Raw genomic sequence first — 21,736 nt, 5'->3', positions numbered from 1 at the left:
GATCCACATGAACACGCACAATCCCAACGACTTCCGCTATCGCATCCGCCGTTCCGACGATGCCTCCGCCCGCTTCGACGGCGTTCCGCTGGCGGTGCGGACGCTGTCGAGCAACACGCTGTTCCAAGGTGAGCACGAGATCGGCATCGAGCATCACGGCGCGCTCTACCGGCTCAAGATCACCCGTCAGGGCAAGCTCATCCTCAACAAGTAAGCGTAAGGCAGCAGGACAATGGACCAGCGCGTAAAACCCACCCCGCACGAAATCCGGCGGGCGCGGACGGATAATCCGAAAACGCGCGAGCGCGATCTGGCCGCACAGCTTGGCATTTCGGAGGCTGAGTTGGTGGCCGCGCATTGCGGCGACGGTGTCGTTCGCGTCGAGCCACGCGTCAACGATCTTCTGACCGGCCTCGAAGTCGTCGGCGAGGTGATGGCGCTCACCCGCAACGAAAGCGCCGTGCATGAAAAGATCGGCGCCTACGACAAGGTCGTCACCGGCAATCACAATGCCATGGTGCTGGGCGAGAACATCGACCTGCGCATTTTCCCGAAAATATGGGCGCACGGCTTTGCCGTGGAAAAACGCGACGGCGACGACATCCGCCGCAGCCTGCAATTCTTCGACGCGGCGGGCGAGGCGGTGCACAAGGTGCATTTGCGGCCGGGGTCAAACCTCTATGCCTATCAGAAACTGGTCGCTTCGCTGGAATCGCCGAACCAGGAGCCACTGGTCGCCATTTCGGGGCCAGCCGCCGAGAACGAAGGCGAGGCGATGACAACGACCGCGAATCTCGACGATCTGCGCGATCGCTGGAGCCGGCTGACCGACGTGCATCAGTTCTTCGGCATGCTGAAGACGTTGAAGCTCAGCCGCCGCCAGGCGGTGCGCATGGTGGGCCAGGACTATGCATGGCTGCTCGACAATGATGCGGTGAGAGCCATGTTCAATCATGCCGCCGCGGGCGAGATGCCGATTATGTGCTTTGTGGGAAACCGCGGCTGCATCCAGATCCATTCAGGTCCGGTCAAGTCGATCAAGCCAATGGGGCCATGGATCAATGTGCTGGACGAGACCTTCCATCTGCACCTGCGCACCGACCACATTCATGAGGTCTGGGCCGTGCGCAAGCCGACCAGGGACGACCATGTCACGTCGCTGGAGGTCTACGACGCCGGCGGCAACATGATCATCCAGTTCTTCGGCAAGCGCCATGAAGGAGAGGGTGAGCGCGACGACTGGCGCTTCCTGGCCGAAAACCTGCCGCGCATTCCAAGCCCGACCGCAGCCTGAGGAAACGATGATGGGTCTTCTCACCGGATTGACGGCTGCGCGCGGATCGATGCTTGGCCCGATGCTCGGCTTTTCCCTTGCTTTCGGCGCGCTACAGCCGGCCGACGCCGGCGACGGTGTCTCCGTCTTCGCCGATCCCACAAGGATCGCGTCCATCGGCGGCTCGATCACCGAGATCGTCTATGCGCTCGGCGAGGAAAAGCATCTTGTGGCGCGCGATTCCACCAGCCGCTATCCGAAAGCCGCTCTCGACCTGCCGGATGTCGGCTACATGCGTCAGCTGTCGCCGGAGGGTGTGCTGTCGGTCAACCCTTCGGGCATGCTGGCGCTGCACGGTAGCGGCCCCAAGGAGGCGCTCGATGTGCTGAAGAAGACGAGCATCCCCTTCATCGAAGTGCCTGACCGGTACGACCGTGAAGGCATCCTCGAAAAGGTCCGCGTGGTCGGCAAGGCGCTCGGCGCCGACGCCAAGGCCGAAGCGCTGGCCAGGGAGATCGATGCCAAGCTGCAGGCGGCGGAAAAGCAGACGGCCTCGATCGAGGAGCGCAAGCGCGTTCTGTTCGTGCTGTCGATGCAGGGCGGCAAGATCATGGCGGCCGGCAGCGATACCGCTGCCAACGGCATCATCAAGCTGGCCGGCGGCGTCAACGCGATCGAAGGCTTCTCCGGCTACAAGCAACTGTCCGACGAGGCTGTTGTCACCGCCAGGCCGGACGCGATCCTGATGATGAGCAATGCCGGGCCGCCGGTATCGGACGATGAACTGTTCGGCAACGCATCGATCGCCTCGACGCCGGCCGGAACCGCGCGCAAGCTGATCCGCATCGACGGCGGCTATCTGCTCGGCTTCGGACCACGCACGGCCGACGCCGTCCACGACCTCGCCGCCGCGCTCTATGGCACGCAGATTACGGACTGAGCGGCATGGTCGACCAGTCGATCGCCGGGCCGGCGGAGAGGAAGATGGCCAGCGACGGTGACCGTTCCGGGCGCGCCCGTCTGGTCATCGCGCTCGCCTGCGTCGTGCTTGCGGCAGCGGTATTGCTGTCGCTGACCTCCGGCGCCTCGGATGCCTCCGCCGTCAAGGTCGTCGGCGACTGGCTGTTCGGCGCAGCACCTGGCGACGTGGCGATGAGCGCGCGAGATCGCCTCATCGTCTATGACATAAGGCTGCCGCGCGTCGTGCTCGGCGTGCTGATCGGGGCCGCCCTCGCGGTGTCCGGCGCGGTCATGCAGGGGCTGTTCCGCAATCCGCTTGCCGACCCCGGCCTTATCGGTGTTTCGGCGGGCTCCAGCCTCGGCGCGGCGGCCGTCATCGTGCTCGGCACGACCGTGCTGTCGCCGGTGACCGCCTCGTTCGGCGCGCTGACCCTTCCTCTGGCGGCCTTCGGCGGTGGTTTGTCGGTGACGTTGCTGCTCTACAAGGTCGCGACGCGGCAGGGCCGCACATCCGTCGCCACCATGCTGCTTGCCGGCCTGGCGCTGGCCGCACTTGCCATGGCGCTGACCGGTATCCTGATCTTCATGGCCGACGACCGGCAACTGCGCGACCTGACCTTCTGGCAACTCGGCTCGCTGGCCGGTGCGACATGGCAGAAGATCGGCTCTGTCGGCCCGGTCATCGTGCTTTCGCTGGCGGCGATGCCGTTCCTGGCTCGCGGCCTTAATGCGCTGGCGCTGGGCGAGGCGACCGCCGGCCATCTCGGCATCCCGGTGCAGCGGCTTAAGTACACGGCCATCGTCGGCGTCTCGGCGGCGGTCGGCGCCTCCGTCGCCGTCAGCGGCGGCATCGGTTTCATCGGCATCGTGGTGCCGCATCTGCTGCGCCTGCTGATCGGCCCCGACAATCGCTATCTGCTGCCGGGCTCGGCGCTGCTCGGCGCCTCGCTGCTGCTTTTGGCGGACGCGGTCGCGCGCACCATCGTGGCGCCCGCCGAACTGCCGATCGGCATCGTCACGGCGATCGCCGGAGCGCCGTTCTTCCTCTGGATCCTGCTGCGCAAGCGCGGCGTCATCGACCTGTAGGGGTGTTTCATGATCGAAGCGCGCGATGTTTCGGTGGCGATCGGCAGGAAAGGCATTGTCGCCGGCGTCGATTTCGAGGTCAGGCCGGGTGAGATTTCGGCCATTGTCGGCCCCAATGGGTCGGGCAAGACGACCTTCCTCAAGGCGCTGTCGGGGGAACTCGCGCATACCGGCCGGATTGCCATCAACGGCCGCGAGCTCTCGACGATAACGCCAGTCGAGGCGGCGACGCTGCGCGCGGTGCTGCCGCAGGCGACGACCTTGTCGTTTCCCTTTACTGTGCGCGAGATTGTCAGGCTCGGCCTTGTCGGAGGCCGCTCAGGTGTGCTGCCGGGCGAGGACGAACGCCTGCCGGAACGGGCGCTGGCGCGTGTCGACCTCGACGGTTTCGCCGGCCGCTTCTATCAGGAGCTTTCCGGCGGCGAGCAGCAGCGCGTTCAACTCGCCCGCGTGCTGTGCCAGGTCTGGGCGCCGGTGCTCGACGGCAAGCCGCGCTATCTGTTCCTGGACGAGCCGGTGTCCAGCCTCGACATCAAGCACCAGCTGATCATCATGAACATTGCTCGCGACTTCGCCAGAAGGGGCGGCGGCGTGGTTGCCATCCTGCACGACCTCAACCTGACGGCGATGTATGCCGACCGGATTTTCGTCATGCACCGCGGCCGGCTTGCCGCCACCGGTTCGCCGCGGGACGTGCTGAGCGACGATCTGATCGAAAGGGTGTTCGGTTGCCGCTTGAGGGTCGGAGTCCTGCCAGCCGGCAATATGCCGTTCGTGCTGCCTCAATCAGCGGCCTAGATTCTGGCAGCGGCCTGGATTCTGGACGTTCGCCGCAGGTCCAGCCTGCGGCAAACCGGATCAGGCCGCCGGTGCGCGGCGCTCTAGCAGGTCAATGCCGAGCAGGTTGCGCACGTTCGGACGCGCCGCCACGAGATCGGCGATCGTATAGCGGGCAAGGACCGCGAAGAAGGCGTTGAGCGCCTCGCGCAATGCCGAATTCAGCGCGCAACTGTCGACCAGAGGGCATTCCGCGGCGTCGTTCTCGAAGCACTCGGCCATGGCGAAGCTTTCCTCCGTCACGCGCACGACGTCGAACAGGTTGATCGATTCCGCGGCGCGGCCAAGCCTGACGCCGCCATTGCGGCCACGCACCGTCTCGACAAGGCCGTTCTCGACCAGTGGCTGGAGGATCTTGAACAGGAAAAGCTCCGACACCGAATAGGCGGCGGCGATCTCGGGGATGCGACTCAGCCGATCGGTATTGGCCGCGCAATACATCAGGATGCGCATGGCGTAATTGGTCTGGCGGGTAAGTCGCATCTTGTCCTCACAAAGCGCCGGCGAGCTGCGATCACGCCAGATTTTGAACTTTGCTGGTGCGGCTTTGCTCCGAGCTTTCGGATTCGCCACACTGGCCTCGGCGGAATATGGCCTATACCTTGGAATAATTCCAGACTAGCTTCGCCTAATAGCTGAATATTCCCGTCAACTTTGTGTGCGCAAGGCGGCAAGACGCGGGCCGAATCGGCTGTCACGCGCATTTTCTCGGGCGAAACACCAGAGCGGTCCAGTGATTGGCAGAATGGCCGACCGCCCTAACTCTTTGTTTTCACGCAATTCCCTGGGGAAAGCGCCAGGCGCTTTTCCAGAGAACAGCGTTACACACCTTTCCTGGAATGCTCTAAATAGATCAGAGATCGACGAGGAGCGGCTCTGACATGTCACAATCAGCCACGGCCCTGGCTTCCGGCGGATATGATGCCGACGCGCATGCCAAGATTGTAATGCTGCGGCGGACCAAATTCGTCGCCACGGCGGCACTTGCGCTTTGCGTCGCCGTGTTCGCCCTGGCCAAGTCCTTCGAGAGCACCTATCCCTGGCTCGGCTTCGTCGCCGCTTTTGCCGAGGCGGCGACCATTGGCGGCCTGGCCGACTGGTATGCGGTGGTCGCGCTGTTCAAGCGGCCTCTCGGTCTGCCGATCCCGCACACCGCGATCATTCCCGAGAACCAGAACCGTATCGCCGATAATCTCGGCCGTTTCATCGAAGCCAATTTCCTTGCCCCCGAGCCGGTGCGCGAAAAGTTGGCCGAGGTCGATTTCTCGGCGCTCGTAGCCGACTGGCTGGCCGATTCCGAACGTGCCGCGGGCCTGTCGCGTTTCGTCGTGCGCCTGGTTCCGCAGACGCTTGCCGCCGTCGAGCAATCGGGGCTGCGCGGCTTCGTCACCAGCCGGATGCTGGAGCAGATCGAAAAAGTGCCGCTGGCGCCGTTGGCGGCCGAATTGCTCTCGGCCCTGACCGACGATCGCCGTCACCAGAGGCTGTTCGATGAGTTCATCAAGGTGATCGGCCAGTTCCTCAACGATGAACAGGCGCTGACGACCATGCGCGAAAAGATCCGCGAGGAACTGCCGTCGCTGTTCAACCTGTTCAGGGCCGACGCCTATCTCCTGAAGAAGATCGTCGCCTCGGCCGGTTCGCTGCTCGACGAGGTGAGAGCCGATCCCGAGCACCCGATGCGCGCAGAATTCGATCGTTTCGCACAGGGCTTCGTCGAGCGGCTGAGAACGTCGAAGCAATATGCAAGGCGCGCCGAGAAGCTGAAGCGCGATTTCCTCGCCAGGCCGGAAGTCAAGGCGCTGGCCGGCGACATGTGGGAAAGCCTCAGCCTGTTCATCGAGCAGGATGCCAAGGCGCCGCGATCGATCATCCGCGCGCATCTTGCCAACATGTTCGTCGAGGTCGGCCGGCATCTGGCCGGAGACGCCAAGATCAGGGCCGACATGAACCAGGGATTCGTGGTGGCGCTGTCCTCTTTCGTCGAGAGCCAGAAGAGCGGCGTATCGAAATTCATCGCCGACCAGGTCAAGCGCTGGGACCTGGCGCAGCTGACGCGGTTGGTCGAGATGAATATCGGCCGGGACCTGCAATATATCCGCTTCAACGGCATGATCATTGGCGGTCTGGCTGGCATCGCGCTTTACACAGCTGAGCGGCTGTTTCTCGTCAATTGACGGGCGCACGCCATGCCCTATTCTCATGGACGGGCATCAGCAGTCGCGGCAACAGGGGAGCAGATGAGCATGGCCAAACAACCGGATTCCGATTCCTTCACGGACATGTTCGGCCGGTTCGGCCGTGACCTGAAACTGCCCAATGTCGATGTCGAGGCGATCCTCGCGCACCACCGCAAGAACCTTGAAGCGCTGGAGAAATCGGCGCGGGCAAGTGCCGCCGGCGCGTCGTCGCTGTTCTCCAGGCAACGCGAGATGCTGCAGGACACGCTGCGCGAAATTGCCGACATGACGCAAGGCTACAGAGCGCCCGGCACGCCGCAGGACCTGATGGCCAAACAGACTGAGTTCGCCAGGAAATCCTTCGAGACTACGTTGAAGAATGCCAGCGAAGTGGCCGAGCTGGTCAGGAAATCCGGCACCGAATCGGTCGACATCCTGCGCATGCGCATCAAAGAGGCGATGGAGGAAATCCGCGCCGGCTACGAGAAGAAGTAGCTTGCGTGACAAAGACCGGTTGCCTGCCAACCCTGCGCCAGGCGAAGTTTGTTCGGATGCTCTTTCATCGGCCGCTATGCCTTTACACCATGGGTACCCTCAAATGCCAAGGCCGGGCGAACACGGCTTGACGTAGAGTGATGCCAGGATTCGCATCGATCCCAAGGGGACCGAATCATGCAGGGCGAATTGACAGAGGCCGCCGGTTCGTGGTCCGGAAGCGTTGGAAGCTATCGGGAAAACAGGAATGACCGAAATACGGCCTAAGACGCCGCCGACCTACGAGCAGTTGAGGACGATGTCCGGGCAGGAGCTTGGCGTCTCGGAATGGACGACAGTCGACCAGAACCGTATCAACCAGTTCGCCGAATGCACCGGCGATCATCAATGGATCCATGTCGACCCCGAACGGGCGCGGCGGCAAAGCCCGTTCCGCACGACGATCGCCCATGGCTATCTGACGCTGTCGATCATCGGCGCGCTGGCGCTCGGCATGGGAATCGTGCCCGAGAACACGCAGGCCGCCTTCAACTACGGCTTCGACAAGGTGCGTTTCCTGGCGCCGGTCAAGGTGGGCGCACGCATCCGGCTGCGCACCACGCTGCTGTCCATGGAGGACAGGGGGCCGGGCCAATACCTGATGAAGGCCGCCAACACCGTCGAGATCGAGGGCGAGGAAAAGCCGGCGCTGACGGCCGAGACGCTGGTCATGCTCTATGAGCGCCGCAAGCGGGCAGGGGCCTGAGCGGCATTCGCCCAAGCCCCTGAATTGATCTTCGTCAGGCATTCTCCGCCCGCCGGCTCGGCAAAAGGCTGAGCGCCAGCGCCGCCACCGCCAGTGCCGTTGCCGTCTGGAAGGTCACCTGCATTCCGCTGGCCGCCGCCGCTGACGTCAGCATGCCTTGGCCGATGGCTTCGCGTCCTCCGGCCGATGCGGCGGCGAATATGGCGCCCATGACGGAGGCGCCCGTAATGAGGCCAAGGTTGCGCGACAGATTGAGCAGGCCGGAGATGACGCCGCGTTGACCGGCGCCGACGCTGCTCATGACGGCGGCGTTGTTCGCTGTCTGGAACAGGGCATAACCGAAGCAGGTCACGGTGATGGGGACGACATAGCTGGCGATGCCGAGTGTCGTTATCGCCAGGGACAGGAGGAACGTGCCCGTGGCAAGGCCGAGCAGGCCCGCGACCATCATCCTTTTGGCTCCGAAGCGATCGGCAAGGCGTCCGGCAAGCAACGCCGACAGCGCAGAGACCAGCGGGCCTGTCGAGAGCACCAGTCCGACGTTTGCCGCCTCCAGTCCGAGCCCGCGCGAGAGATAGAACGGCGCAACCACCAAAGTCGCCATCATCACGGTGGCAACGATCAGGTTCATGGCCAGGCTGGCGCTCAGCGAGAGATCACGGAAGGCGGAAAGCTCGACCGATGGGTTTTTCGCCATCCTTTGCGCAGTGGCGAACAGGAAGATGCCGATGCCAGCCGCGACCAGCAGGCCGAGATTGATGAGCCCGAAACTGCCTCTACCCAGTGTCATCGCCAGCGCGTAGGCCGCCAATGTCAGGGCCAACAGGCCCGTGCCCAAACCATCGAAGCCGGCTTGGCCGGTCCACGCCGTCCGGTTGCCGGCAGGCAAAGCACGCCAGGCCATTGCAAAGGTCAGGATGCCGAGCGGCACGTTGACCAGGAAGATCGAACGCCAGCCGAGAGCGGCGATCAGCAGGCCGCCTATGGAAGGGCCGAGCGTGGTGCCGATGGCCGACATGGCGCCGAGCAGGCCCATGGCGCTGCCGGTCCTGGCCTTGCTCACCGTCTCGGCGACAACGGCCAATGTCAGCGCCATCATCAGCGCCGCGCCAAGCCCTTGCACCGCCCGCGCCGCGATCAGCAGCCACAAAGCCGGCGAGAGGCCGCAGAGCACCGACGCCGATGTGAACAGCGCGATGCCGAAAAGCAGCAGCGGCCGCCGCCCGAGCATGTCGGCGAGGCGCCCGGCACTGACGATCAGGATGGTGATGGCGAGCAGATAGGCAATCACGACCCATTGCACCTGTTGGAACGAGGCATCGAATGCCTGCATCAGCGAGGGAAGGCCGACGCTGGCGATGCTGGTGCCGAGCGACGACAGCAGCGTGGCCAGCGACAGGCTCGCCAGCGCCCATCCAGCCGATGGGATTTTCTGTGCGACCGATGCGTGCTCGTTGCGATGTTGCTCAGTGACTGCCACGGCGATCTCCCTTTGTCGGCTTCAGGTAGAAGCTTCGAAGATCTAATCGTTTGCATGATGTGGCGGAACGCGCAGCATTTGCATTCTATTCGTGCGTTGCACGCCACATCAGCGGATTTCGTGCTAGGATCGAACCATGTCGCCGCCCGATCTCAACCTGCTCGTCGCCCTCGATGTCCTGCTGGACGAAGGCAGCGTGGCGCGTGCGGCGACGCGATTACGGCTCAGCCCCTCGGCGATGAGCCGCACGCTGGCGCGGTTGCGCGCGGCGACGGGAGATCCGCTGCTGGTGCGGGCCGGTCGCGGCCTTGTTCCAACGCCACGCGCGCAGGAACTGCGCCAGCAGGTCGGCCGTGTGGTTCAGGATGCTGAAACGCTGCTGCGCCCGGCGACGCTGCTTGATCTGCCGGGCCTGGAGAGGACCTTCACGCTGCGCACCAATGAAAGCTTCGTCGAGGAGTTCGGGCCGCGCCTGATCGCCCGCATCCAGGCCGATGCGCCGGGCGTGCGGCTGCGTTTCGCGCCGAAGTCGGACAAGGACATGGCGTCACTGCGCGAAGCGGCGATCGACCTGGAAGTAGGTGTGGCCGGCGAGACCGGGCCGGAGGTGCGCATCCAGGCGCTTTTTCGCGACCGTTTCGTCTGCGCGGTGCGCAGCGGCCATCCGCTCGGCCAGGGCGCGATGACGCCGGAACGCTATGCGGCTGGCTGCCACATCAATGTTTCGCGGCGGGGCCGCGAAAGGGGACCGATCGACGAGGCCTTGAGTCGGCTCGGATTACAGCGGACGGCCGTGTGCATGGCTTCCGGTTTTTCGGCCGCGCTCGCGATGGCGCGCGCCTCGGAGCTGATCGCCAGCGTGCCCGAGCGGCATACGCAAGGCGCGCGCGCCGACATGCAGACTTTTTCCCTGCCGGTCGACATTCCGGCGGTCACCATTTCCATGCTCTGGCATCCGCGGCTCGATGCCGATCCGGCGCAGCGCTGGCTGCGGAGTTGTGTGCGCGACATTTGCGTGAAGTCCTGATCGCGCAAGCCGCGCCGCAGCCGTCAGCGCGGCATGGCTGCCTCTAGCACCTTGAAAATCCGCTCGTCTTCGCATTGCGCAACGTTGAAGCGCAGGAATCGGCTGGCTGATTGCGACAGGCTGAACGCGTTCCCGGGCGCCAGCACGACATTGGCCGCAAGCGCGCGGCGGGCAACCTCGGCTGCGTCCACTGCATCCGGCAGGCTGCACCAGAGGAACAGACCGGCGGGCTGCTCGATCCAGGGTGTGATCCCGATCGCCTTCAGCCGAGCGCCTGTCTCGATCATGGCGCGTGAGAGCCGGGCGCGCAGCAGGTCCATGTGCTTGCGATAGCTGCCATCCCTGAGCAGGGTCAGCACCAATTCGGCCGCGAGCCGCCCGCCGCCGAAGGTGGTGGCGATCTTGAGGTCGGCCAGCCCTTCCATCCAGTCACGGGGCGCGGCGATGAAGCCGCAGCGTATCGAGGCCGAAAGCGTTTTGGAGAAACTACCGATATGGACGACACGCTCGAGACCGTCGAAAGCCGCGAGCCTTGGGGCAGGAGCGTGTTCGAAATCGGCGAAGATGTCGTCCTCGACGATGGTCAGGTCCGATTGATCGGCGAGCTTGAGCAGCCGGTGCGCGGTGACCGGCGACAGGATCGCGCCGGTCGGGTTGTGGATGGCGGAGTTGGTGATGTAGAGGCGCGGCCGATGCTCGGCCAGCGCCTGCGCGAACAAGTCGACATCCGGTCCCGATGGCGTATAGGGGACGCTGACGACCTTGGCCTGATGGGCACGCAACAGTGCGTGGAAATTGAAATAGCAGGGATCGTCGACCAGCACTGTATCGCCGGGTTCGAGCAGGAACCGGCACAGGAGGTCGATGGCCTGCGTGCCCGATTCCGTCAGCATGATCTGTTCGGGTGAAGCCTCGATGCCATGCGTGGCCATGCGCCGCGCCAGCAATTGGCGCAGCGGCGGCAGCCCGAGCGGCGTGCCGTAGTCGGCAAGGGCCACATCATCGGCGCGCGCCACGTTGCGCAGCGCGCGACGCAGCGCTGCCTGCGGCATCCACGAGGCGGGCAGCCAGCCGCAGCCGGGCTTCAGCATCTCATCGCCCGCTTCCAGCGACTGCCGCGAAACCCAGAGCGGATCGACGGCGCGATCGAGTCGGGGGCCGATCTCGGCCAGCGACAGCGGCGCCAGCGATCCGGCGGCATAGAAGCCGGAGCCTGGCCGGGAACGGATCGCGCCTTCCGCCGCCAGTCGCTCATAGGCCTCGACCACTGTCGATTTGGAAACCTGCATGGATTTCGCGAAGGCGCGGATCGAGGGCAATCGGGCGCCGGGCGTGAGGCTGCGCGCGGCAATTCGCTGGCGGATGGTGGACATGACGCCTTCGACAAGGGTTCCGCTGTTGTCGAATCTCGCTGATACGTTCATCTGTACCTTCCGGCAAACCATTACAGTTTTGTTGAATTGTACTGCATTGTCTCTGGTGACGCCATGGGTATGGGCCCGATAGAGGGCGCAACGGATGGAGTGCCTGCAATGGACAAGACGACGAGCGGCTGGGTGAGCGGATTCATCGGCGTGTTGATTTTCAGCGGCTCCTTGCCGGCAACGCGCGTGGCGGTGATGGATCTCGATCCGACATTCCTGACGTCGGCGCGCGCGGTGATAGCAGCTTTGCTTGGCCTCGCGCTGCTGCTCGTCTTCCGCGAGAAGCGCCCGGAACGTCATGACCTGATGTCGCTTGTCATCGTCGCGTTGGGTGTGGTGGTCGGCTTTCCCTTGCTGACAGCCTTGGCGCTGAAGCATGTCACCTCTGCTCATTCCATCATCTTCGTCGGCTTGCTGCCGCTGGCGACCGCGATCTTCGGCGTGCTGCGCGGGGGCGAGAGGCCGAGACCGGCCTTCTGGCTGTTCTCATGCCTCGGCAGCGCGTTGGTGGGTGGGTTTGCCCTTGCGCAAGGCATGACGGCCTCACCCGTTGGCGACGCACTGATGCTTGCCGCCATCATCGTGTGCGGCCTGGGCTACGCAGAAGGCGCCGCGCTGTCGCGCAGGCTGGGCGGCTGGCAAGTGATCTGCTGGGCGCTGGTGCTGTCACTGCCGGTCATGCTGGTGCTGACCGTGGTCACCCTGCCACCGTCCTTCGCCACGGTCGGGACCAATGCATGGATCGGGCTTGCCTATGTCTCGCTGTTCAGCATGCTGATCGGCTTCGTGTTCTGGTATCGCGGCCTCGCGCAAGGCGGCATCGCCGCCGTGGGGCAGTTGCAACTGCTGCAGCCCTTCTTTGGCCTCGCCCTGGCGGCGTCCCTGCTGCATGAACAGGTCAGCCCCCTGATGGTCGTCATCACGCTCGGCGTGGTGCTGTGCGTATTCGGCGCCAAAAAGTATGCCAGGCGGGATTTGCCACGGCCCGCAACCGGCGCCGCTGGCTAAAACTTCGTCACCACACCGATGCCGATGCCTTCGAAGCCGCCCATCGCCATCAGGGCGGCGGGCGCTTCCTCAAGGCTGATCTTCTTTCCGACCAGAAGCTCGGGTTTCAGCTTGCCGGTGCGGATCATCTCCATCATCGCGGGGTAGCGGTAGGCCTGCATGCCGTGGCTGCCGAGGATTTCGAGTTCGAACGCGATCACCTTGTCCATCGGCACCTGCGGGCGGGCGTGATCGCCCAGCATCAGGCCGACCTGCACATGGCGCCCGCGCCGGCGCAGATTGGCGATCGAATTGAACGAGGTCGTGGGATGACCGAGTGCATCCATGGACATATGCACGCCGCCATTGGTGATCTGCTTGACCGCCTTGACGACGTTCGGGGTCGTCGCCGCGTTGATGGTCGCCACCGCGCCGATCTTCCTGGCGAAGTCCAGCTTCTCTTCGGTGAGGTCGATGGCGATGACATTGGCACCCATGGCGCTGGCGATCATGATCGCCGACAGGCCGACACCGCCGCAGCCATGCACCGCCACCCATTCGCCCGGCGTCACCCGGCCCTGATCGACGATGGCGCGGAACGAGGTGACGAAGCGGCAGCCGAGGCTGGCGGCAGTGGTGAATTCCATTTCGTCGGGCAGGCGCACGAGGTTGGTGTCGGCGTGCTCGATGGCGACATATTCGGCGAACGAGCCCCAGGCGTTGAAGCCCGGCTGGGACTGGTGCTCGCAGACCTGGTGATTGCCGGACGTGCATTCGAAACAATGGCCGCAGCCGACGGCGAACGGGACGGTGACGCGCTCGCCAGCCTTCCAGCGGGTCACCTGCTTGCCGGCGGCTACCACGACGCCGGCCAGTTCGTGACCGGGGACATGCGGCAAGCGGATATCGGCGTCATGGCCCATCCAGCCGTGCCAATCGCTGCGGCACAGGCCTGTCGCCTCGACCTTGATGACGACGCCGTCCGGCGCCGGCTTCGGATCGGGAACGGTCTGGATCGTCGGCGCCTCGCCGAATTTTTCGAAGACGACGGCTTTCATCGGCAACTCCACCTTGCGCGCACTTCGGGAAACGATAGCCGATTCCCTGGCCGGTCAAGCGGAAATCGATTCCGCCAGACAAGTCGGCCGTTTGGGCATACGCCGATGGCGACGCTGCGCGTTGGCGAATGAAGGTTACTCGGCATCGATCTGGTTGTGCGGCGCGGCGTTCTGGAAGGCCGGCAGGGCCATGCAAGCGGCGTTGATGCGCGAGATCGTCGGGTAGGGCGCCATATCGACGCCGAAACGGGCATTGCTGGTGACTTGTGCCGCCAGGCAGATATCGGCCAGCCCCGGCGTGTCGCCGTGGCAGAACGTGCCGGTCTCGGGCGAAGCCCCCAACAGGTTTTCGAGTGGCTTGAAACCCTCTTTGACCCAGTGCCGGAACCAGTTGGCGACATCCTCGTCGCCGGCGCCGAACAGGGTTCGCAGCGCGGTCAGGATACGCAGATTGTTCACCGGATGGATATCGCAGGCAATCATCTGCGCCAGCATCCTGACGCGGGCGCGCCCAACTGCGTCCTTCGGCAGCAGAGGCGGTTCGGGCGTCGTCTCGTCGAGAAATTCGATGATCGCCAGCGATTGCGTCAGCAGGGTGCCGTCGCCCAGGATCAGCGCCGGCACCAGGCCCTGCGGGTTGACCGCGAGATAGGCCGGTTCGAGATGCTCGCCATGGCGCAGGTGATGCGGCACGTAGTCATAGGTCAGCCCCTTCATCTCAAGCGCAATCCGCACCCTGTAGGAGGTGGAGGAGCGGTAGTAGTTGTGAAGGACGATGTCGCTCACGCATTCACCGATTTGGCTGGCCGATGGTCACTTCGATCGTGCCGATGCCGTCGACGCCGCCGGTCATCGTCTCCCCAGGGTTGACCTTGCCGACGCCGGCCGGCGTGCCGGTGAAGATGAGGTCGCCTGGCTGCAATTCCATGCCTTCGCTGCAGATCGAGACGATGTCGGAGATCGGCCAGATCAACTCGGCGAGATCGGCGTCCTGCCGGATCTTGCCGTCGACAGCCAGCCAGATACGGCCCTGGCTCGGATGGCCGGATTTTTGCGCGGGAACCAGAGGACCGCACGGCGCGGAGAGGTCGAAAGCCTTCGACCAGTCCCAGGGCCGCGCCGCTTTCTTGGCTTCGTCCTGGAGATCGCGGCGGGTGAGGTCGATGCCGACGGCATAGCCCCAGACATAATCCAGCGCCTGGGCGCGCGGGATGCGGAAGCCCGGCTTGCCGATCGCGACCACCAGTTCGATCTCATGGTGCAGGTTGGTCGTCAGCGGCGGGTAGGGGATCGTAGCGCCGGAGTCTGCCACCGCATCGGCGGGCTTGGTGAAGAAGAAGGGTGGATCGCGCTCGTCATTGCCGAACTCCCTGATATGCGCGGCGTAGTTGCGCCCGACGCAGAAGATGCGGCGCACCGCAAATCGCTCGTTCGAGCCGGCCACCGCGACCGAGGGCGTTGGCGGAGCGGGGAGGACAAAGGCGGTCATGGTCTGTCTCTGCAGTTGGATGTCGGGCCGCGGGCACCTTCGGCCGAATTGAGAGGCCGGGCAAGGCGTCGCTTTTCATAAAGCATTGGCCGGCCGGCCGTATAAGGAATCCGGAGTTTCCATCACTTTCGCGGCGATGCATCGTCCGCTGGGATAGACTATTTGCCAATAAGTCGGCCATGGTCGCGGGATTATACTGCGGGCGGCAAACCGAAACGAGCCACATGACAGCAGCCACTGACAGCGCCCGGTTCCTGATCATCGACGATCATCCGCTGTTTCGCGAGGCGCTGCACAGCGCCGTGCAGATGGCCTACCCGGAGGTCGACACGGTGGAGGCGCGCTCGATCGCCGAGGCACTCGACCTGCTGGCCGGGACAAAGCCGTTCGACCTTGCCCTGCTCGATCTCAGCATGCCCGGGGTGCACGGCTTCGAGGGGTTGCTGCAGCTTCGGACCCGCTATCCGCGCCTGCCCGTGGTCATAGTATCCGGTTACGAGGAGCCCAAGATCATCTCCGAGGCGCTGTCCTACGGTGCTGCCGGCTTCATCCCGAAATCGGCGCGCAAGAGCGATCTGGCCAACGCCATACGCTCGGTGATGGAAGGTGCCATCTATGTTCCGGAAACTTATGAGGGCCGCCCGCCCGACGCCGACAGCACCGACCGCGCCGACATGGTGCAGCGCCTTTCGACATTGACGCCGCAGCAGTTGCGCGTGTTGCAGATGCTACGCCAGGGCCTGCTCAACAAGCAGATCGCCTATGAGCTGCAAGTGGGCGAGACCACAGTCAAGGCGCACGTCTCGGAGATCCTGCGCAAGCTCAACGTCTACAGCCGCACGCAAGCGGTGATCGAGGTTTCGAAGCTTGATAATGCGGAGCTTTTCAGGGATCAGGCGGGGTTTTGAGGGGCAGGTCTAAGCCAGCAGATGTGCCAGCAGCGCCCTTAGTTGCGCGGGCTTGAGCGGCTTGCGCATCAACTCGATGCCGCCGGCCCGCGCCGCCTTGGCGACGGCTTCGGAACTGTCGGCGGTGACGATCAGCGCCGGCACCGCGCGGCCGAGATAGCGGCGGACCTTCGATATGGTGGCGGTGCCGAGATCGCCGCCGTCGAGATGCTGGTCGGCTATGACGATGTCGGGCACCCAGTCCGTGTCGCCGAGCATGTCGAGCGCGTCGTCGGTCGAGGTCGCGGCGCGCACCAGGCATTGCCAGCGTTCGAGCAACGAGGTCATCGCCTGCAGCACCTCGACATCGTTCTCGACCAGCAGAACCTTGGTGCCGAACAAGCCGTAGCCGCGCGGCCGCTCCAGGCTTGCAGCGCTGGCGACGGCGTCCGCCGTGGCACCGATGCCGACGGGGACATCGATGTGAAAAATCGTGCCGCGACCGACCTTCGAGGAAAACGTCACGGGATGGCCGAGCGCGCCGGCGATGCGCCGCACGATGGCCAGCCCAAGGCCGAGGCCGCCGCCGGCGAGTTCGGCATTGGCAGGCATGATGCCGCGATGAAATTCCTCGAACACCGCCTCGCGCTGGTCGTCGGGAATGCCGCAGCCGGTGTCGGCGACATCGATGCGGATGGCATCGCCGCGGTGCCTGGTGCCGACAAGGACACCGCCCGAGCGGGTGTAGCCCAGCGCATTGGAGAGGATGTTCTGCAGGATGCGGCGCAGCAGCGTGCGATCGGAGCGAACCACGGCGTTGACGGCGCGGAATTTCAGCGACAGGCCCTTCAGTTCGGCCACAGGCTGGAAATCCGACCGCAGCGACGAGAACAGCGCCTCCAGGCTGACGTCGCCAATGTCGGGCTGGACCACACCCGCATCGAGCTTGGAGATGTCGAGCAGCGTGCGCAGCAGGTCCTCCATCGTCTCCAGCGAGCGCTCGACCTGCCGTACCAGTTTCCGGCCCTCGTCGCTGGTCTGCACTTCGGCAAGGGCGGAGACGGACAGATGCGCCGCATTCAACGGCTGCAGCACGTCGTGGCTGGCCGCCGCGAGAAAGCGGGTCTTGGACAGGTTCGCCTGCTCGGCATTTTCCTTGGCGGCGCTGAGGTCGATGTTCGATTGTTCCAGCCGCCGCAAGGTCGAGTGCAGTTCCTCGGTGCGAGCGCGTACCCTGCTTTCCAGTGAGATCGCGGTCTGGAACAGCGAGAAGGCGTTGCCTTGCTGGTCCATCGAGCGCTCGACGCGGCTGACCAGCGCAGCGTTGATCTTCTTCAGCCTGTCGGGATCGTCTATGTCCTTGAGGGGCACGGCAGCGCTCACTCGGCGGCCGGGCGCTCGCCGAAGGCGATGCCGGTGAAGGTCTGGTTGAGATGCATCGACCGGTATTGTTCGCCATAGGTGCCGAAGCCGATGACGTTGTTGACCCGGTAGAGTTCGGAAATCTCGCGAAAGACCTGGCGGTTGCGCGCATCCAGCCGGCGCAGGACACAGTCGAAGCCGATGATCATGTCGATGCCGCCAAGCCTCGCCTCGACGTCGAGCAGAGCCGCGCGGGTCGATTCCACCATGTCCTTGGGTTGGGCGATCGACAGCACGACACCATCGTCGATGGCGCAGAAGAACGACAGCGAGCCGTCCGCATGCATCTTCTGGATGGAGCGGCAGTAATATTCACCGCCTACCTTCACCACCACCGGATGCGAGGCGAAGCTCAGCGGCGTCAGCGTCTGCGCGACGATGCCGACCGAAGCGGCATATTCCTCGGCCGCATTGGTGGCATTGAACTCGCGCACGATGCGGTGATCGGGATCGGACGCGGTGACCACCAGCTTTTCGTCGGTGGGAACGAAATTGTCGGTCTTGAAGACATGGAAAGGGATTTCCGTGGCGACCAGCACGATGATGGCGCTGTCGGAGGTGACGTTGCCGTTGGAGATCAGGCTCGTCGTCTCGAATTTCAGGTCGTCACCGGCGGAACCGCCGAGCAGTGGTATGTCATCGAGGCCCCAATGGATGGCCGAACTCACCGCTTCCTCGGCATAGGACAGTCCGTCGATGAAACAGAGCGCGAAGGTGTTCCTGGTCCGCTCGCCGCCGATGCGCCCATGCAGCGTGCGTCGCAGATCCTCGACATCACCAGTGACCCTGTCCAAGCCCGATGACGAAAGGTTGTCGACCGTGGTGCTGACCGCGGTGAATGAACCCGAAGGGAGCAGCATGGCGAGGATATGGCCTTCCTCGAGGCCCTGCGGCGTGATTTCGCCGGCGGTCGAGCAGCCGGCGTAGTGTAGCGCCGGCGCATGGGCCGCGATTGCGCGCGAAAGGGCGCCGGCCTCGACAAGGCGCTGGGAAAAGAACAACAGGGCGAAGCCGGCCTCGATGGCGGCCGCCTCCGCCGCCACCGCGCGTGCGAAGACGTCCGGGTCGGGCTCGTCCGTGGTCAGCGCCGACAAACCGCATGCGTAGCGCGTCCGTGAAACGGTCAGCGACGTTCTCCCGCATTTCCTCCGACGCTGCCTGTGCGCGGCTGTTTATGTGCTTCTTGCGCGCCAACGTCGAAAGCCATTGTTGCCGCCAATCGGCATTTTGGCAATGGGGCGAGGGCAATGCGTGTTTCGCCCTGCCATGGCCGAAAGTACAATGATCCGGCTTTGCGCTGCGCTGTTTTTTACGGCTTGTGCGGTGTACGAATAACGCATGGCCGAAGCCCACACCGCGTCGGCAGCGTGATGACCAAGGTGATACCCAGGGAGGATTCATGTCGGACGTTTCGTTGATGGTGAACGGAAAACAGGTCCGCGGTGCGGCCGAGGACCGGACGCTGCTGGTTCACTTCTTGCGGGAGAATCTCGGCCTCACCGGCACCCATGTCGGTTGCGACACCTCGCAATGCGGCGCCTGCGTCGTCCATGTCGACGGCAAGGCGGTGAAGTCCTGTACGATGCTCGCGGTGCAGGCGTCCGGATCGAGCGTGGTGACGATCGAGGGACTTGCCAACGGTGCCGACCTGCATCCCGTGCAGGCGGCGTTCAAGGAGCATCACGGACTGCAATGCGGCTTCTGCACGCCGGGCATGATCATGACGGCGGCCGACATGATCAAGCGCCACCCCGAGGGCCTCGACGAAGCGACGGTGCGCGCAGAGCTCGAGGGCAACATCTGCCGCTGCACCGGCTACCACAACATCGTCAAGGCGATCCTCGCCGCATCGGAGGGGATGAGCGGCAAGGTCAGGCAAGCGGCGTGAGATGAACAGTACGGCAGTACGGACCAGAGCCAATTCCCCTACTGCCCTACTGCCTTACTCACCTACTGCCTTACAATTCGGGAGGAATTTCTGATGGGCATTGAAGGTGTTGGCGCTCGCGTGGCGCGCAAGGAAGACAAGCGGTTCATCACCGGCGCCGGTCGCTATGTCGACGACATGGTGGTACCCAGCATGAAGCATGCGGCCTTCGTGCGCAGCCCGCACGCGCATGCCCAGATCGTGAAGATCGACGTCGACAAAGCTCAAGCCATGCCGGGCGTCATCGGCGTGCTGACCGGCAAGGAGCTGAAGGCCGATGGCATCGGCAATCTCATCTGTGGCTGGATGATCCATTCCAAGGAGGGCTCCCCGATGAAGATGGGAGCCTGGTCGCCGCTGGCGGTCGACAAGGTTCGCTATGTCGGCGATGCAGTCGTCGTCGTGGTCGCCGACACCAAGGGGCAGGCGCGCGACGCCGCCGAAGCGGTCGAGATCACCTACAATGAACTCGAGGCGGTGGTGGATGCGACGAAGGCGCTCGAAAAGGGCGCTCCGCAACTCCATCCGGAAGCCGAAAACAATCTGATCTTCGACTGGGAGATCGGCGACGCCAAGGCGACCGACGCGGCGATCAAGGCGGCTTCCCACGTCACCCGCATGAAAATCGTCAACAACCGGCTGGTGCCCAACGCCATGGAGCCGCGGGCAGCGCTGGGCCACTACGACAGGGCGGAAGACCATTATACCTGCTGGACGACCTCGCAGAACCCGCATGTCGCGCGGCTGGTGATGAGCGCCTTCTACAACATTGCGCCGGAAAACAAATTGCGCGTCATCGCGCCCGATGTCGGCGGCGGTTTCGGCTCCAAGATCTACATCTATCCAGAAGAAATCGTCTGCCTGTGGGCGTCCAAGAAAACCGGCGTGCCGGTGAAATGGGTGGCCGACCGCACCGAGAGCTTCCTCTCCGATGCGCATGGCCGCGATCATGTCTCGACAGTGGAAATGGCCTTCGACAAGAACAACAGGATCACCGGTCTCAAGGTCGACACGTTGGCCAATCTCGGCGCCTACATGTCGCTGTTCTCGTCCTGCGTGCCGACCTATCTCTACGCGACGCTGCTGTCGGGCCAGTACGATATCCCGGCGATCCACGCCAATGTCCGCACGGTCTACACCAACACAGCACCGGTCGATGCCTATAGGGGGGCAGGGCGGCCCGAAGCCACCTATCTCATCGAGCGCACGATGGAGACCGCGGCGCGGGAACTCGGCGTCTCGCCGGCGGAGCTTCGGCGGACCAACTTCATCACCACGTTTCCGCACCAGACGCCGGTCATCATGAACTATGACGCCGGCGACTATGGCGCCTCGCTCGACGCGGCGATGGAGGCCGCCGACTATGCCGGCTTTGCCGGACGCAAGGCGGAGGCCGCCAGGAACGGCAAGCTGCGCGGCATCGGCATGAGCTGCTACATCGAAGCATGCGGCCTGGCGCCGTCGGCCGCGGTGGGCTCGCTCGGCGCCGGCGTCGGCCTTTGGGAATCGGCCGAGGTGCGCGTCAATGCCGCCGGCACCATCGAGGTGCTGACCGGCTCGCACAGCCATGGCCAGGGCCATGAGACGACCTTCGCGCAACTGGTCAACGAACGGTTTGGGGTGCCGATCGACAGCGTCTCGATCGTCCATGGCGACACTGACAAGGTGCAGATGGGTATGGGTACCTACGGCTCGCGCTCGGGCGCGGTCGGAATGTCGGCGATTGCCAAGGCGCTGGACAAGGTCGAGGCCAAGGCCAAGAAGATCGCGGCGCACCTGCTCGAGGCCGACGAGGGCGACATCGTCATCGAGAACGGCGCGCTGAAGGTCGCCGGCACCGACAAAAACGTGCCGTGGTTCCAGATGGCGCTGGCGGCCTATACCGCTCATAATTTGCCCGGTGGCATGGAGCCGGGATTGAAGGAGACGGCGTTTTACGACCCGTCCAATTTCACCTTTCCGGCCGGCTGCTACATCTGCGAGGTCGAGATCGATCCGGAGACCGGAACGACCGAGATTATCCAGTTCGTCGCGGCCGACGATTTCGGCAACATCATCAACCCGATGATCGTCGAGGGCCAGGTGCATGGCGGCATCGCGCAGGGCATCGGCCAGGCACTGCTCGAAGGCGCCCACTATGATGCCGACGGCCAGCTTCTGACAGCGAGCTACATGGACTACACCATGCCGCGCGCGGATGACCTGCCTTCGTTCAAGGTCTCGACCTCGAACACGCCGTGTCCGGGCAATCCGCTCGGCATCAAGGGCTGCGGCGAGGCCGGCGCTATCGGCTCGCCGCCGGCGGTGATCAACGCCATCACCGACGCCATAGGAATCTCTGACATCGCCATGCCGGCTTCGCCGTCTACGGTGTGGGCCGCGATCCGTGCGGCGAAGCATTGAAAGGAGAGTGAGTAGTGAATAGTGAGTAGTGAACAAAAACGCGGTTGCCGCGGCAA

General features: G+C 64.2%; 21 protein-coding genes. 13 read left to right on the top strand and 8 right to left on the bottom strand.

Features of this window, described 5'->3' with window-relative positions:
• The first annotated feature begins 7 nt into the window (after nt 1-7).
• Genes hemP through FJ979_RS00960 form a run of 5 tightly spaced genes read left to right on the top strand, consistent with a single transcriptional unit; the run spans nt 8 to nt 4,117 of the window.
• On the top strand, nt 8-214 hold the full coding sequence (gene hemP, locus FJ979_RS00980; protein WP_140555090.1) for a hemin uptake protein HemP: 207 nt from the start codon (nt 8-10) through the stop codon (nt 212-214).
• An 18-nt stretch (nt 215-232) separates the two neighbouring features.
• Nucleotides 233-1,294: a hemin-degrading factor gene (locus FJ979_RS00975; RefSeq protein ID WP_140579788.1), complete on the top strand. Its 1,062-nt coding sequence runs from the start codon at nt 233-235 to the stop codon at nt 1,292-1,294.
• Nucleotides 1,295-1,304: 10 nt separating this feature from the next.
• On the top strand, nt 1,305-2,213 hold the full coding sequence (locus FJ979_RS00970; RefSeq protein WP_140559650.1) for a hemin ABC transporter substrate-binding protein: 909 nt from the start codon (nt 1,305-1,307) through the stop codon (nt 2,211-2,213).
• A 5-nt stretch (nt 2,214-2,218) separates the two neighbouring features.
• The gene (locus FJ979_RS00965) at nt 2,219-3,319 is read left to right on the top strand and encodes an iron ABC transporter permease (RefSeq protein ID WP_140579787.1); all 1,101 of its coding nucleotides are present in this window, start codon (nt 2,219-2,221) and stop codon (nt 3,317-3,319) included.
• 9 nt (nt 3,320-3,328) lie between these two features.
• Nucleotides 3,329-4,117 carry a heme ABC transporter ATP-binding protein gene (locus tag FJ979_RS00960; RefSeq protein WP_140495712.1) on the top strand — a complete coding sequence of 263 codons (789 nt, stop codon included), beginning with the start codon at nt 3,329-3,331 and terminating at the stop codon, nt 4,115-4,117.
• A 60-nt stretch (nt 4,118-4,177) separates the two neighbouring features.
• Here the strand turns inward: FJ979_RS00960 and rirA are convergent, their stop codons facing one another.
• Nucleotides 4,178-4,639, bottom strand: a complete 462-nt coding sequence (gene rirA / locus FJ979_RS00955; protein WP_140495713.1) for an iron-responsive transcriptional regulator RirA — start codon at nt 4,637-4,639, stop codon at nt 4,178-4,180.
• Between the two features lie 398 nt (nt 4,640-5,037).
• Between rirA and FJ979_RS00950 the strand changes: the two genes are divergently transcribed.
• From FJ979_RS00950 to FJ979_RS00940, 3 genes are all read left to right on the top strand, one after another.
• Entirely contained in the window at nt 5,038-6,333 is a 1,296-nt protein-coding gene (locus FJ979_RS00950) for a DUF445 domain-containing protein (protein WP_140579786.1), read from the top strand.
• A 69-nt stretch (nt 6,334-6,402) separates the two neighbouring features.
• Nucleotides 6,403-6,831 carry a phasin family protein gene (locus FJ979_RS00945; protein ID WP_140495715.1) on the top strand — a complete coding sequence of 143 codons (429 nt, stop codon included), beginning with the start codon at nt 6,403-6,405 and terminating at the stop codon, nt 6,829-6,831.
• Nucleotides 6,832-7,078: 247 nt separating this feature from the next.
• Complete coding sequence (locus tag FJ979_RS00940; RefSeq protein WP_140495716.1) at nt 7,079-7,576, top strand: MaoC family dehydratase; 498 nt, start codon at nt 7,079-7,081, stop codon at nt 7,574-7,576.
• 34 nt (nt 7,577-7,610) lie between these two features.
• Here the strand turns inward: FJ979_RS00940 and FJ979_RS00935 are convergent, their stop codons facing one another.
• Nucleotides 7,611-9,056, bottom strand: coding sequence for an MFS transporter (locus FJ979_RS00935; protein WP_140579785.1), 1,446 nt, complete (start codon nt 9,054-9,056; stop codon nt 7,611-7,613).
• A 136-nt stretch (nt 9,057-9,192) separates the two neighbouring features.
• Here FJ979_RS00935 and FJ979_RS00930 point away from each other — a divergent pair, with 136 nt between their 5' ends.
• Complete coding sequence (locus tag FJ979_RS00930; RefSeq protein WP_140579784.1) at nt 9,193-10,083, top strand: LysR family transcriptional regulator; 891 nt, start codon at nt 9,193-9,195, stop codon at nt 10,081-10,083.
• Nucleotides 10,084-10,106: 23 nt separating this feature from the next.
• Here the strand turns inward: FJ979_RS00930 and FJ979_RS00925 are convergent, their stop codons facing one another.
• Complete coding sequence (locus tag FJ979_RS00925) at nt 10,107-11,507, bottom strand: PLP-dependent aminotransferase family protein (RefSeq protein WP_140579783.1); 1,401 nt, start codon at nt 11,505-11,507, stop codon at nt 10,107-10,109.
• 108 nt (nt 11,508-11,615) lie between these two features.
• Here FJ979_RS00925 and FJ979_RS00920 point away from each other — a divergent pair, with 108 nt between their 5' ends.
• Complete coding sequence (locus FJ979_RS00920) at nt 11,616-12,515, top strand: DMT family transporter (protein ID WP_140579782.1); 900 nt, start codon at nt 11,616-11,618, stop codon at nt 12,513-12,515.
• On the opposite strand, the gene FJ979_RS00915 is transcribed toward FJ979_RS00920, so the two are convergent.
• From FJ979_RS00915 to FJ979_RS00905, 3 genes are all read right to left on the bottom strand, one after another.
• Nucleotides 12,512-13,552, bottom strand: coding sequence for a zinc-dependent alcohol dehydrogenase family protein (locus FJ979_RS00915; protein ID WP_140579781.1), 1,041 nt, complete (start codon nt 13,550-13,552; stop codon nt 12,512-12,514). The two genes, FJ979_RS00920 and FJ979_RS00915, sit on opposite strands and share 4 nt — an antisense overlap.
• Nucleotides 13,553-13,687: 135 nt before the next feature.
• Nucleotides 13,688-14,338, bottom strand: coding sequence for a maleylacetoacetate isomerase (maiA, locus tag FJ979_RS00910; RefSeq protein ID WP_140559657.1), 651 nt, complete (start codon nt 14,336-14,338; stop codon nt 13,688-13,690).
• A 4-nt stretch (nt 14,339-14,342) separates the two neighbouring features.
• Nucleotides 14,343-15,041 (bottom strand): fumarylacetoacetate hydrolase family protein, encoded by a 699-nt coding sequence (locus FJ979_RS00905; protein ID WP_140559658.1) that lies wholly within the window; start codon nt 15,039-15,041, stop codon nt 14,343-14,345.
• 224 nt (nt 15,042-15,265) lie between these two features.
• On the opposite strand from FJ979_RS00905, the gene FJ979_RS00900 reads away from it, so the two are divergent.
• The gene (locus tag FJ979_RS00900) at nt 15,266-15,949 is read left to right on the top strand and encodes a response regulator transcription factor (RefSeq protein ID WP_140495724.1); all 684 of its coding nucleotides are present in this window, start codon (nt 15,266-15,268) and stop codon (nt 15,947-15,949) included.
• A 9-nt stretch (nt 15,950-15,958) separates the two neighbouring features.
• Here FJ979_RS00900 and FJ979_RS00895 read toward each other — a convergent pair whose 3' ends face one another.
• Both FJ979_RS00895 and FJ979_RS00890 read right to left on the bottom strand, forming a co-directional pair.
• The gene (locus tag FJ979_RS00895) at nt 15,959-17,299 is read right to left on the bottom strand and encodes a hybrid sensor histidine kinase/response regulator (protein WP_140495725.1); all 1,341 of its coding nucleotides are present in this window, start codon (nt 17,297-17,299) and stop codon (nt 15,959-15,961) included.
• Between the two features lie 8 nt (nt 17,300-17,307).
• On the bottom strand, nt 17,308-18,444 hold the full coding sequence (locus FJ979_RS00890; protein WP_140495726.1) for an FIST signal transduction protein: 1,137 nt from the start codon (nt 18,442-18,444) through the stop codon (nt 17,308-17,310).
• A 305-nt stretch (nt 18,445-18,749) separates the two neighbouring features.
• On the opposite strand from FJ979_RS00890, the gene FJ979_RS00885 reads away from it, so the two are divergent.
• Both FJ979_RS00885 and FJ979_RS00880 read left to right on the top strand, forming a co-directional pair.
• Entirely contained in the window at nt 18,750-19,238 is a 489-nt protein-coding gene (locus FJ979_RS00885) for a (2Fe-2S)-binding protein (protein ID WP_140521053.1), read from the top strand.
• Nucleotides 19,239-19,331: 93 nt separating this feature from the next.
• Nucleotides 19,332-21,680, top strand: a complete 2,349-nt coding sequence (locus FJ979_RS00880; protein WP_140579780.1) for a xanthine dehydrogenase family protein molybdopterin-binding subunit — start codon at nt 19,332-19,334, stop codon at nt 21,678-21,680.
• The last annotated feature ends 56 nt before the right edge of the window (nt 21,681-21,736 follow it).

Source organism: Mesorhizobium sp. B1-1-6 (assembly GCF_006443035.1).
Taxonomy (GTDB): Bacteria; Pseudomonadota; Alphaproteobacteria; order Rhizobiales; family Rhizobiaceae; genus Mesorhizobium.
This window is presented reverse-complemented; position numbering and strand designations above follow the sequence as displayed.